The sequence below is a fragment of the Enterococcus sp. C76 genome (genome assembly GCF_040886985.1).
Lineage (GTDB): Bacteria > Bacillota > Bacilli > Lactobacillales > Enterococcaceae > Enterococcus_B > Enterococcus_B lactis.
On sequence record NZ_JBFOEY010000006.1, the window covers coordinates 82,278 to 95,860 of the forward strand.

General features: G+C 39.5%; 10 protein-coding genes. 8 read left to right on the forward strand and 2 right to left on the reverse strand.

All coding sequences use genetic code 11. The features are described from left to right. Nucleotides 1-40 precede the first annotated feature (40 nt). Both AB3I00_RS09255 and AB3I00_RS09260 read right to left on the reverse strand, forming a co-directional pair. Nucleotides 41-364 (reverse strand): AzlD domain-containing protein, encoded by a 324-nt coding sequence (locus tag AB3I00_RS09255; RefSeq protein ID WP_002332245.1) that lies wholly within the window; start codon nt 362-364, stop codon nt 41-43. Beyond that, entirely contained in the window at nt 351-1,058 is a 708-nt protein-coding gene (locus AB3I00_RS09260; protein ID WP_002332246.1) for an AzlC family ABC transporter permease, read from the reverse strand. The genes AB3I00_RS09255 and AB3I00_RS09260 overlap by 14 nt, the downstream gene beginning before the upstream one ends. Nucleotides 1,059-1,517: 459 nt before the next feature. Here AB3I00_RS09260 and AB3I00_RS09265 point away from each other — a divergent pair, with 459 nt between their 5' ends. The 8 genes from AB3I00_RS09265 (at nt 1,518) to AB3I00_RS09300 (ending at nt 13,581) form a co-directional block, all read left to right on the forward strand. Further along, the gene (locus AB3I00_RS09265; RefSeq protein ID WP_002329812.1) at nt 1,518-2,405 is read left to right on the forward strand and encodes a transcriptional regulator; all 888 of its coding nucleotides are present in this window, start codon (nt 1,518-1,520) and stop codon (nt 2,403-2,405) included. Nucleotides 2,406-2,963: 558 nt separating this feature from the next. Next, the gene (locus tag AB3I00_RS09270; protein WP_002315847.1) at nt 2,964-3,257 is read left to right on the forward strand and encodes a WXG100 family type VII secretion target; all 294 of its coding nucleotides are present in this window, start codon (nt 2,964-2,966) and stop codon (nt 3,255-3,257) included. A 179-nt stretch (nt 3,258-3,436) separates the two neighbouring features. Beyond that, nucleotides 3,437-6,835 (forward strand): type VII secretion protein EsaA, encoded by a 3,399-nt coding sequence (gene esaA / locus AB3I00_RS09275; protein WP_368025095.1) that lies wholly within the window; start codon nt 3,437-3,439, stop codon nt 6,833-6,835. Further along, on the forward strand, nt 6,832-7,341 hold the full coding sequence (locus AB3I00_RS09280; protein ID WP_070770500.1) for a hypothetical protein: 510 nt from the start codon (nt 6,832-6,834) through the stop codon (nt 7,339-7,341). The genes esaA and AB3I00_RS09280 overlap by 4 nt, the downstream gene beginning before the upstream one ends. Nucleotide 7,342: 1 nt before the next feature. Next, nucleotides 7,343-7,621 (forward strand): EsaB/YukD family protein, encoded by a 279-nt coding sequence (locus AB3I00_RS09285; protein WP_002320467.1) that lies wholly within the window; start codon nt 7,343-7,345, stop codon nt 7,619-7,621. Next, nucleotides 7,618-8,748, forward strand: a complete 1,131-nt coding sequence (gene essB, locus AB3I00_RS09290; RefSeq protein WP_368025096.1) for a type VII secretion protein EssB — start codon at nt 7,618-7,620, stop codon at nt 8,746-8,748. The genes AB3I00_RS09285 and essB overlap by 4 nt, the downstream gene beginning before the upstream one ends. After that, complete coding sequence (gene essC / locus AB3I00_RS09295) at nt 8,729-13,159, forward strand: type VII secretion protein EssC (protein ID WP_368025097.1); 4,431 nt, start codon at nt 8,729-8,731, stop codon at nt 13,157-13,159. The genes essB and essC overlap by 20 nt, the downstream gene beginning before the upstream one ends. Continuing rightward, on the forward strand, nt 13,159-13,581 hold the full coding sequence (locus AB3I00_RS09300) for a DUF4176 domain-containing protein (RefSeq protein ID WP_083314633.1): 423 nt from the start codon (nt 13,159-13,161) through the stop codon (nt 13,579-13,581). The genes essC and AB3I00_RS09300 overlap by 1 nt, the downstream gene beginning before the upstream one ends. The last annotated feature ends 2 nt before the right edge of the window (nt 13,582-13,583 follow it).

The following is a 13,583-nucleotide window of genomic DNA, read 5'->3' on the forward strand; positions in this document are numbered from 1 at the left end:
GCGCATGACAGTAATTTGCCATAAGCTCTTGTTTTTTTATTTATAATAAGCGAATCAATGAAAGGGAAAGAATACCTACCAAGACGATCACCAATAAGCTTTTTGAAAGAATAGCAGCTAAAAGAGTAGGAACCGAAGCCAAAGCATTTTCGAGATTGATCTGCGGCAGATGTCCGATGTTTTGGGTAAATAGACTGCTGAACCATAAAGCAGACATAATGACGATTGGAACAAAACTTAAATACTCAAGCAACGGTTGCGGTAAGTCGAATTTTTTCAGTAAGACAAACGGTAGGACCCTAGAAAGCCAAGTCGCTAGAGTACAACCTAAAATAGTCAGCAATGTAAACTCAAAAGAAGGCATGTTTGATCCACACCCCCAATCCGCACCCGATAAGTGTCACAACTACGATCACTAAGTTGCTTGGGATAAAAATCAGTCCGATATATACCAGAATCAAAGTGAGACCAATCAGAATCAACTGTAATCGTTTAGAGGTGTTTCTATCAGAAATGACTTGAAGATAAAGTAAGCCGATAAACATAGCGACGATGGCGAAATCCAAACCAAACTTTTTCGGATCAGTAATAAAATTACCTAAAAGTGCGCCAACAAGAGAAGAACCCACCCACGTCAAATAAGAAATCCAATTAGCTGTATTCATCCAACGAAAATTTAACTTTTGTCCAGTATAGTTCAATTTATTCATTCCCAGTGCGAAACTTTCATCTGTCAGCAATGTGCCAATGAGCAGATTTTGAAGCAGCCGATTTTTCTTGAAATAAGGGGCAATCGTCATACTCATCAAAATCATTCGGGAATTGACTAGAAAGGTCGAGAGAACGATGGAAAGCAACGGACTGTGGCTAGCAAGCATGCTGACCGTGATAAATTGAGCGGAACCAGCATAAATCAGCAGGGACATCAACGTGACGACCAGCGGATGAAACCCGGCAGCTTTCCCAACGATACCAAATGCAAGTCCAATACCGATATAACCAAAAACGGTAGGTAACGTGTCTTTGATCGCAGTTTTTATATCTAACTTTTCATCCAATAACAAAACTCCTTTAGCACGACATAAATTTTCATAATTGTCGTCAAACTTGTGAATATTCTAAATTTTTGTTTAACGTTTGTCAATGGTAAATAGTTCATACGAGGGGCATACTTAGAAGATAAAATTCTACTAGAAAAAATAAAAATGAGTATTTTTCATATAGCGAAAATAAAATAACGTATTATATGTATTGCTTTACCGCTTATTCTTTATCCCCTAATGGATTGCAAAATTATAAAACAACTATTATGATTAAGTTTTTTTAAAAATACTGGTAAATGAACAATTGGTTTTAACAGCGATGATATCATGAAAAATAAGGAACGTCTTACGAAAAAATGATTTTTAGAAATGAAAAATGAAGATCTGATGGATTGGTATATGTTATTTCATACAAAATCATGTTGCGATTGTTTTCAACTGAAGGAGAGCCATATTTATAAAGGAGTTGGCAAAATGGAAGTATGGGAGATCATCGAATTTGTTCGAAAGCAAAAAGGTATCTCCGTAGCAGAATTATGCGGAAAGGAAGTCAGCCGATCCGTTTACGAACGGTTTGTAAAAAATCAAGCAGACACGACAGTTAGCAAATTTTCATATTTTTTACAAAAACTCAATCTTGGTTATGATGAACTGAGGATATTCGATTATCCGCCGGAAGTGGCAAACATGGACCGGATGATGAAAGAAATGGTTTTAGCATTTATGAATCAAGATAAAGAAGAATTGCAACATTTGATCAGCCTGTGCGAAGAAAAAGGAGACATCACTCAAAAGGAGAGACATCTAGCTAGTTTATGCAAATTACTGATTGCTCGTATAGTAGATGAGCCAATTGATGTTGCTGATTCAGAAGTTTATCAGTATCTGATTTATGCACAGACATGGACGAACTATGAGTTGGTGTTATTCAATCATTGTATGTATGCTTTTGATCCATTCTTTATTGATTTAGTGTTAGATAAAGCATTAGTCAGTATTTCCGCTTATCAAAACAGCAAGGATCGAAAGAATGAGAGCTTTCGGATGCTGGCAAATGCGATTATCCATTTTATCCAGCAGCAACAACGCGGACTAATTTGGAAATATATCTCAAAACTTGAAGCAGTCTTTTTAGAAGAAGATATGTTCTTTGAACGAAATCAGTATTCCCTACTCACTGGAATCTGGGAGATGATCAAAGGAAATGAAAAAGGAAGACAAAAAGTAAACCAAGCGTTGCAGATTTGTCAGCAACTTGGTGCAACGAAATATCATAAAATGAATCATGAACTTTTGAGAAATGTAGAAAGAATCTATGAAATCGATTTTCAATTAGACGAATTACTAGTAGTAGACAAATAAAAAGAGAGACAGCCGAGGTGTTACATCAAATACCTTGGCTATTTTTTTGCATGAAAAATATCAAAAGGATAATGAGACAATAAAAAATCAAATCAAAAAAATTTTTTCAAATGTTTACGTACTTAATAAATGGGAGAATATTCACCACATATAAAACGAAGGAGGATCATCTGCATTTACAAGAAGGAATATTCGTTCCGGATAGAAAGAAAAGGGGGATAGAGGAGTATTGTCAAGTAAATATTAGCCGTTTTTTTTATATTTTTTTGAGAAAGAACATAAAACATTAAAATATCAGCCAGTTTTTAAGAATTATTTCAAAGTGATTTGTAATAAATTTAAAAAGGTCATACTTAGAAAAATATGTGAGATTAGAAATAATTTGTATAGTTATTTTTCTTGGATTTTTGACCAGTCAAAAAAGGAGGAAGAAGGAGGCAAAATAACACGTCGTATACGACACATGATGTGCGTGAATGCTACATTTTGACCACAGAGACAAAAAATAGTTTATGATGTACGCGTAACAAAAATAACTTTTTATTAGGAGGAACAAACATGGCAGGAGCAATTGCAGTCACACCCGAACAGCTTAAATCACAGGCAAAGGTCTACCAGCAGGCAGCATCTCAAATCCAAGATGCGATCAGAAAGGTCAATTCCATGAACCAACAAATCGCTCAACAATGGAAAGGACAAGCCTTCCAAGCATATTTAGAGCAATACAATCAGCTGGAAGGAAATGTCAAACAGATGGAGCAGTTATTGGAAAGCATCAATCAACAGTTGAACAAGTATGCTGACACTGTGGCAGAACGGGATCGTCAAGACGCTAGCTCATTTGGATTTTAAGCAAATGGAAGAGGCAGTGAGAACCCTCATCGCCTCTTCCTTTCAATAGGGGCTTGTTCAACACAGGTATTAGGACCAATTTTTGTACAAATTTTTCAATAAGTTTTCACAAAAATTTGCCCTATTACTTGAAGCAAAAAAGTTTCGTCATTCATTGGGAAGGAGTGGACGTTTTTGATATGAAAATAAATTTAAAAAGAAAGGTTTCTTTATTCCTGACAATCATTGCCAGTCTATGTCTATTGCTTTTCTTCATCTATCTAGGATTCAAAGATGATAATGTCACGATCAGTACAACTGATCCTACAGGGAAAATGCAATATGCACTAGTCAACGAAGATAAAGGAGCAGTATTTGAAGGCAAAAATTATTCATTAGGTTCGGATTTTGTGACATTGATCAATAAAGACAGTAAAAATCGCTGGGAAACCACCACTCGAAACATCGCTACAGCTGGTGTAGAAAGCGGGCAATTTGATGCGCAAATCATCATTCCCCAAGATTTTTCTGAAAAATTGCTCTCGCTGCAAAGTATCAATCCGGAAAAAGCATTGATCGAATATCAAGTTCGAGATGGACAAAATGAAATCACGAATCAAATGATTCAAGACAATGTCAACATGATCTTAACGGACTTCAATCAGCGGATTATCCAAATGTATTTTTCCAGTATCGTCGGGAATTTATTTGAAGCACAGCAAAACGTGAATCAAATCGCCGGAACACAAGTAAACTATCAGACGAATTTGGAATCATCTATTTACAGTCCATTCAAAGAAATCCCAGGCAATTATACGAATGTGCTGGAAACAGCCAGTATTTTAGACACAGACAATCAGTCTTTTACTGCCCAGCAGCAAGCCTTTGTCCAGTCGGTCAAAGAGTTGCTGGACAGAAACAATCAAGGATTAGAAGGAGGCAGCCAATCGACTGAAGCAGTCAAAGAATCGGTCGAGGACTACACAAAGCAGGCAAATGAAAAACTGAAAGAATCGATCAGACAATTCAATGATCAAGTAGCGATGCAAAAAAAGCAGCTCAACGAACAATGGGAAACAGATACGGCAGACTATAAAAAGCAGCACGATCAATTGAATGAAACAATCTTGTCCCAGTTGGGTGATTTTTATACCAGCAATGAACAAGAAAGCACAGGTGTGTACGCCGGTTTTTTATCAGAATCGGTTCTTTTCCAAGTGACACAAATAAAAAGAATCACGGAACTTCAGGCAGAAATCGGTGAGCTACAAGCCCAGACAGAACAGTTGACCCAGTTGAAAAGCCAGATTGCAGCGACTTATTATAACGATCCTACAGCTACTCCTGATACAGCAACCACCGAGCAAGTGAAAACAGCTATCCTCCAGCTGATTTCCGATTTGGGAGGGAACGCACCCAAATTGAACGCTGAGTATCAAGGAACACTAGAGACCTCATTGGCTCAGATCCCAGACAAGAGCTTGGAACAGTTAGTGGACGAATTAGCAAAACAGCAAGTAATCACACCTGATCAAGCTTCCCTTTACTTGGATGAACTGGCAATCGTCCGAAAATACGCCAATGATTTGAACAAGCCATTGGGAAAAGAGGTCCATTTCACGTATTTAGATCCTAGACAAGGACATCCTGAAATGATCACCATTCCGCAGCAAACAGTCACGCTTTCCATGGACCCGACAAAAGAGAATACTTATTCGATCCAATTACCAGCTGATTCGCAAGAACAAGTCAGTGTGATGCTAGATGGTCCCAAGCTGCAAGAAATCGAACAGTTAGTGAATGATGAACTGCATCCTTATCGCTATCAAACTACGATCATCGACCATTCAGATCATCAATTTACATTCGCAGCACCTGAAAAAATCGAAGAAACGGAAGAAAGTACGCAAGATTCAACAGATGACCCGCAAGAAAAAGAATTGCCGAAACAGGTGACATTCACGGTCAACCTGCCGATCATCTGGCATTTGAACTCAATAGAACAAGCGACATCTTATAATGAACTTCACTATTCATGGTGCAGGAACGAAACGGTCCAAAGCGATCATCACTATGCCGTCTATCTCCCGATGGATCAGCCGCTGATCGATGATGTGCCTAAAATTCTGACACATTTACAAGCACTGGATACTGCTGCGCAGCAAATCGCGACTCTTTTCGGTAATCCGAACCAGTCGTTATCAGTCCAGTCTTATGCTGCCATGATCCGTGCGTCAGAAAATCAAGGGAAAACAGTTCTGGAATTAGCTAAAGACCAATCGATCTATCGTCGGTATGACAATATTACGAATGCTGAGAAACAAACGGTCATTACCGATAAATTATATGAAGAATACAAGAAATCAGGAGACAGGATCTACAAGGACACCGAGACTCAGATCAATCGACTGCAAGCGGTCATTGGGCATGAAACAGATCAGAATAAAGAAGAAGCCAGCCCTACGCTTTACGGCACATTGAATCTGATGACCATCCCGGAAAAACTGCTACAGGAAGCAGATAAATTGAATCGATGGTTCACAGATGCCAACCGGCAAATCAAGGATTCATACAATACATGGGGCGAAACAGCAAAAATCGAAGCCGCATCAGTGATCAATGAAGAAAATCCGCATCCTGAAGAAAACGAGACGAAACAAATTGCCACCCAAACAGAGTCTTTAGTCCAAACGATGCAAGAACTAATGCGATCATCCAAAGAAACGGTTGCTAGCACCGAGAAATCTGCTGCAGAAGTCAAAGATATCGCGCCGGTAATCGAAGAATTAAAAACAACGACAGCTGATGTTCAGACAAATGCAACAACGATCCTCACCAATCTGGATCAATCGATTCAACAATCGAAGCAAATAACGAAAGAAAACGAAGAATATGCAAAGAACTTTGAAAAAGTGTTGTCCAACACGAAAAACGGCGGAGCAGACAATACACAAGTTTTTCATTTTCTGTCACGGCCGATCCAAGGAAAAGGTGTGTTCGGACAAACAAGACAAATCTCGTTAGTTCCTTATTACGCAACATTAACTGGCGCGATTCTGCTTATGGTCGCAGGGCTTTCATTACTAGGATTTATGAAAAAACGTAAAGTGACAGAAGCCAATCTGCTGGTTCAGCCGACAAGGATATGGCTGAACGTTCCTAATGTCTTTCTTCTTTCGTTTGTGACGATCTTACTTGCCGGTTTTTATGCTGGTGCTACCAGTGCAAGTGCTGGCACGGCGAATCGCTTGTTGTGGTTCAGCTATGCCTTTTTGACCTTTGCCAGCATGCAGCTGCTTGTCACAGGCTGTTTACGGCAATTCAAGAAACTTACCTTATATGGTTACGGCATCGTTCTAGGATTGTATTTCATACTCACACCATTATTAGGAGTGACGGTCAAAATAGGTTCATTCACCGAGTTTCTCTATCGGCTGTCACCGCTCCAAAATATCCAAAATGGTTTCACAGTCCTGCTGAATGGCGGCCGTATCAGTTGGGTCAGTTATCTTGTGATCGCCATCCTTCTTGTTTTAGGACTGTTTCTGAATCTCATTGTTCTTCCTGAAGAACAAGATAGAAAAGAGCGTGAATCATGAATAAAAAAAGAAAAATCTGTTGGATCATCGGTATTTTGAGTGTTCTTTTTCCTATTAGCTTCGACGGAACACGTGTGCATGCTGAACAAGGGTCTCTTACAATCAACAATCAGGTAATCTATGAGGATCAGCAAACGGAAGCAGGCGGAAACGAGGTCTCATTTGCCATCAACGACTTGTTTTTGGCGGAGAAAGAAGCGAAAGATCAGCAATTGAAAGCAAAACAAAAAGAACTGGTCTCAACTGCACAGGAAAAAGTATTTTTTGAGGAAACGACTGAGCCAGAAGCTCTTGACCAAAAAGTAATGCCTTATCTCTTCAAAGAAGGAGACACTGTTGCTTCAGTCCAAAGTACTTCTTCTTCGACCATGCAGCAAAGGAAAGTAAATCAGCTGGTTACCTTTAGCGGCTATGTTCTTGGCGGAAGCCTATGCATAGGAATCGGTCTATTTTTAGGGAAACAATTAGCTTATCACAAAAATAAAAGGAGCAGGAGTGGCGTGTAGCATGGAAAAAGGTACAACAATCAGTATCAGTCTGCATACAGCTGATCGGATCATCGATCTGAAAGTCCCAAGCCAAGTCACTGTGGCACGACTGAAAACAATTTTACAAGAGTCGTTTCCAATCATTCATATCCGACTTCCCGAAAATTTTGAATTGGCTCTTTTGAATAAACCCATCCATTTGAGAAATGAGGCTATCTTAGCTGATTATTCTTTAGGCAATGGCGATCAGTTACAAGTGATCGAAAGACAAAAAAACAGGGAGGAAAACCCACTGTGAGAGAAATACAGAACATCGACCAAACCATTGGATTTATGAATGAGACTAACGCTGTAGAGGTGACTCTGCAGGCCAATCAGTATAGGCTGGACAAACTGACACAGTATCAGCACTTTTTAGCACATGGTATCCGAATGCTGTCAGGAGAGATTATAGAAGCAACAGAAGAAAAGCTGGTTATTCGCTATAAAAAAGAAGAACTTTTCCAACGTTTGCTGCTGGCACAAAAAATCCATTTCTTAACGGATTTTCTACACCGTCCAGCTCAGCCTTTTCTCCATCCTGCTAATCTATTCGTTCGTGGAGAAGAACTAGTTATCGGGCACCGAGGATTTATGGAAACGATCGTCCCTTATATCAATGAAGAAGATGATTTTATCAAGCAATATCGGGCATTGGTCCTTTATATCCTGCATCCTAGATTAAACTATGAACTGCTGATCGAAGGCAGCGGTACGCTGAAAGATGCCTTTACAAAAAAAATAAACGAAGCAGATACGATCGAAATCATCGATCAGTTGCTAGCAACGGAGATTCTGAAGCAAAAGCAAAAACGAGCCAAAGAAACACAAGTGGTCAGTAAAAGAAATCATCAGATTTTTAAGTGGAGCAGCTTGGTATTGGGGGTATCGACAATCGGATTTGCTGTTGCGACAGGGATCTATGCTCTGGATAAACTCCCGGCACAAGAGCGTATCAGTTCTGCTGAGACACAATATATCGCCAATGATTACGCTGGTGTTTTGAATACGTTGAAAGAAGACGAACCTGAAAAACTGCCCACTGGTGCTAAATATGTTGCCGCAGTCAGTGCCGTACAACTGGACAATTTGTCCAATGAACAAAAGGCAGCTATTTTAAATAACTTGTCCCTTAAATCGAGCGACAACACATTGCTTTACTGGATCTATGCTGGAAAAGGGAACTTCGATAAGGCACTGGATGTCGCTAAGAATCTTGGTGACAATCAATATATCTTACACGCTTATACCAAGTTATACGATGCAACAAAGACCAACAACAAGATGAAAGGTGAGAAAAAACAAGAATTGCTCACAAAGTATGAAGAAGAGATCAATAAATACATGAAGTTGTTAGGAGGAGAAGATGGAAATGAAGCCAACTGATCGGTTCGTCCCATTAAGTGATCAAATCCGGACATCTGTAAAGATCCTCTTTGATATTTTTTATTTTGGTGAAACGTTCGTCCATGAACAACTCACCGAGAAACAGCGTCAAGTCGTACTTAATGGTCAAAGCTTCACTTATGAAGACCAGAAGTTATTGTGTGACGGAAAACCAATCAAGTCAGATGAACACTTGCTGATTTTAAGACATGAAGAGCTGGAAACTGTTTTTACGAATAAACCAAAAAAAGATTTTCTGATCTCCGGAGCGAAAAAATCGGCAGTTTTTTTAGAAACAGATGCATTGATCTCAATTCCTATCGATCCTAAAACCAAAGAATATCAGCTGAAGATCTATCCGAGTAAGGAACGTGTTTACTACAACGATCAGCTTATACAAGAAGGTACATTTTCGTTTGGCGTAGGAGATCGGTTGATGGTCGATCGTTTAGTGATCGAAGTCCGGGAAAAGCAGCTGCGTTTCACCAGTCTGGGCACAAACTATCAGCTGGATCCATGGAAACTGGTAGAAGAAACGTTTCTTCCCGAATATCCGGATGATTTCCCATTTTTTAGAAGAAGCCCGCGTATCCATTTGAAAGAACCAGCGAATGAAATCGAGATCCTTGCACCGAAACCAAAAGAAACAGAAGGCAGGAATGACTTATTGAAAACAATCGTGCCACCACTTGGTATGGTCGTTTTAAGCGGTGCCACAAGTTTTCTTAGCGGAGGAAACCCGATCATGATGCTGAGCATGGGTGGTGCGAGTCTATTGACAGCTGGTTTTTCAGTTTCCAGTTATCTGACCAATAAAAAAGAAACGAAACGAACAAACGAGGAACGGGAAACCACCTACCGCCAGTATATGCTTCAAAAAAAATCAGAACTGAACAAGCTGCAGCAAAAACAAAAAGAAGCGTTGGCGTACATGAATCCTTCTATAGATGATTTGGCTGTGATGGCTAAAGAATATCATGCGCGGATCTATGAGCGTATGAGCCGCAATGAAGATTTTTTGAATATTCGAGTGGGCACAGGAGAAATCATCTCCAGTTTCAAGACGAACTACCAGCCAGCAGAAGAAGATGATTTGAGCAAAGAAGCAGAAGAACAGCTCGTCTGGCCTTATAAACAGTTGGACGAAGCGCCAATCGTCGTTCCGCTAAAGGATCAGACGCTAGGATTAGCAGGACCATCTGCTGTACTGCGAACCGCCGTCCAAACCATCCTTTTCCAATTATCGGTTCTTCATTCGTATCGAGATGTCGAATTCATCACATTGGTTCCGGAAGCGGATTATCAAAAGGAGTGGAGTGCCTGGCGCTGGCTGCCCCATACGAAGATCCGACATTTGAATCTTCGGGGAATCGTCCATCACGCACAGTCACGGGACATGGTCCTGAATTCCTTTTATCAAATGCTGACAAAGCGACGCCAGCAAGTCAAAGAAGCCGGAAATGAAACAGTTGTTTTTCAGCCGCATTACATTTTTTCGATCCTTGATGAAAGCTGGCTTTCAGGTCATGGATTGAATGAATTTCTGGCTGAAGACATGAGTCTTTACGGTGTGACAGTCATTTGGGGAAAAGAAGCCTTGAACATGCTGCCGGAGACAACGACAACGCTCATCGAATATCAAAGTAGTGAATCTGCTACCCTGATCAATCAAAACAGCGAATACATCAATCAGACCTTCTTGCCAAATCATCTGCCAACTAGCTATCCACTGGAGCAAGCCATCCAGCGTTTAGCGAACCTGCAGCACGTGGAAGTGGAGAAGAATGCGGTGCCGGAAAGTCTTAGTTTATTAGATCAATACGAAGTGAAAAAAATAGAAGAACTTTCTATTCGGACTCGCTGGTTGAAAGCTGAACCAAACAAATCAATTCGTTCTTTGATTGGCTGGAGAGGAAAATCGGAGTATGTCTATTGGGATCTGCATGAGCGGGTTCATGGTCCACATGCACTCGTTGGAGGAACGACTGGTTCAGGAAAATCGGAGTTTTTGACCACCTATTTGCTAGGTTTGGCGATTAATTTTTCTCCAGAGGATATCGGAATGCTGATTATTGACTGGAAAGGTGGAGGAATTGCAAATACATTAGAAAAATTACCTCATTTCATGGGGGCAATTACTAATCTAGATGGTGCAGGGACGGCTCGTGCATTGGCAAGTATCAAAGCAGAACTGAACAAAAGACAAAGAGAGTTTGCTAAATATGGAGTAAACAATATCAATGGATACATGAGTTTATATAAACAACGTCTAAACCCTAATCCAGCTATCACTTATCCTAGTAAACCATTACCACATTTGATTTTAGTTTCAGATGAATTTGCTGAATTAAAAGCAAATGTTCCTGAATTCTTAGAAGAATTGACCTCAGTAGCACGAATCGGCCGATCGCTAGGAGTCCATTTGATTCTAGCCACACAAAAGCCATCTGGTGTGGTAAATGACCAGATTGAAGCAAATAGTACAAGTAAAATCGCACTTAAAATGGCTAGTGTCCAAGATTCGAATGAATTACTAAAAATCCCAGATGCTGCTCAAATCATAAATCCTGGTCGTGGTTATCTTAAAGTTGGCGAAAATGAAGTATATGAATTATTCCAAAGCGGTTATGCCGGTGTTTCATATGATCCAGACAAAATAATCGAAGAGAATGTGGACGAACGGATTTTTATGATCAATGATTTAGGGCAATCAGAGGTGCTCTATGATCCTGGTGAGGAAGTGATTCAAGGAAAAGATACTAGCGAATTACCAACGCAACTAGAGGCAGTGATTGACAAGATCGATCAAATTTTTCAACAGTCGGATTATATCCTCCCCGAGAAGCCTTGGTTACCCAATCTGGAAGACCAGATCGTGACGCCGTCTGTGAAAGAAACGAAAGAAAGAAAAATGGATATCCCGCTTGGAGTAGTAGACATACCGTCCAAACAAACACAAGAAATCTATAATTATGATTTGGTAAAAGCTAGCCACACTGCTATATTTGCAAGTCCGGGGTACGGAAAATCAACAATATTGCAAACGATTACGATGAATCTTTCACGTCAGAACACGCCGGAACAGATTCACTTTCATTTATTGGACTTTGGGAATAATGGTCTATTGCCATTAAAAAATTTGCCTCACACAGCAGACATTGTCACTTTGGAGGAAGACGAAAAGCTGCAAAAAATGTTGGATAGGATTTCTCTTGTATTAACAGAAAGAAAACAGTTATTCAAAGAATGCGGCGTAGCAAATCTTGAACAATATGAAACGAAAAGGCAAATAACATTACCAATCGTTATTACAGTCCTTGATAGTTATGATGGTCTAAGCACGGATGATACGCGTAAGGAAAAAATCGATGGACTACTCCTGCAGCTACTTCGTGATGGTGCGAGTTTAGGATGCTATCTTATTTTTACTGCTAATCGAGTAGGTAGCGTTCGTATGAATATGCTGAGTAATATTTCTACCAAAATAGCTCTATATTTGAATGATGAAACGGAAATCACCAGCTTAGTAGGTCGTGCAAGCCTTGTTCCTCAAGCAATTAATGGGCGTGGCCAAGTTGTGCTCGATAAACCCGCAGCTATCCAAATTTATTTACCAGTGGCAGGAGAAAATAATGCAGCAATTCTTGAACATTTAGAAAAAGAAGTATCTTCGATGGAACAAGCATGGAATGGCGTAAGACCAGAAAAAATTCCGATGGTTCCAAGTGAATTGACGTATGAAACATTTAATGGATTTGTACCGAAAAAAGAAAGAGATGCGTTTTATTTAGGATTGAATAAGTTATCATCAATACCTGAGTCTTTCCATTTATTTCAAGGAAAAACATTGGGGATTTTCACAGAATCCAATAGACAATTCCAACTATTGACTCCTTGGTTTATCCAACAAGTCACAGGGTTTCAATCAGAAGCAGATATTGTCATCATTGATGTTTCAGGTACTTTAGAGAAAATAGCTGACAAGGTAGCAGTTTACATTGATCGAACACAAATCAGTCACCAAAATGTCGAATTGAAAGAAGCGATAGACGCTATGTTAGAAAGTAACGTGAAGAAGCGCTTGGTGGTTGTGAATGGGTTAGTGAATTTTACAGATAAATTATCTTTGGACGCTGAAGAAGTTGCGCAGGTATTAGCCAACGGGAAAGAGCAGTTACAAGTAATCGTTTTTGATAATTTAACAAAAATCGATGCAACTTATGGTAGTTTTGTCACCTTACTCAAAGAAAATATATCTCAAATACTTTTTGGAGGTATTTTGCAAAAGCAGTCTTTTGTGGGAAACATCCCGTATAACCAACAAAATTTACCTGTACCAATAAATGTTTTACATCGTTTAGAAGAAGATAGTTTAGCACAAATTGTGATTCCAACGGAGGTAAAAGATTGATGGAACAATTAAGTACAGCATTTTTACCATTAGGGAGTATGGTACGTTTAGACAACGAAGAAATATACGGCACAAGGCTTTATCTAGTTGTGGCACGAGCTATTGCTAAAAATGAACAGGGAAAGATCATCTCAAGATACAAAGTAGCACCACATCCTTTTGGAGATATACCCAGTGAGGAGATCTTTTCTATTGAATTTGGAGATATTTTAGATGTTGTTTTTGAAGGCTATTCAAATGAAACAGATTCTCAGTTTTTAGAAGAGTTGATTAGGCGAATGACTAACGCAATGGCAAATCAAGCTTCTTCTGTAGAGAAGATGACTCCAGAACCTCAAGAAACAGAAGAAATCCAAGATGAGTATGAAGATGAGAAGCTAAAAGAAGATCCGTTCTATAAATTTAGAAAGCAAGAGGGATAGTT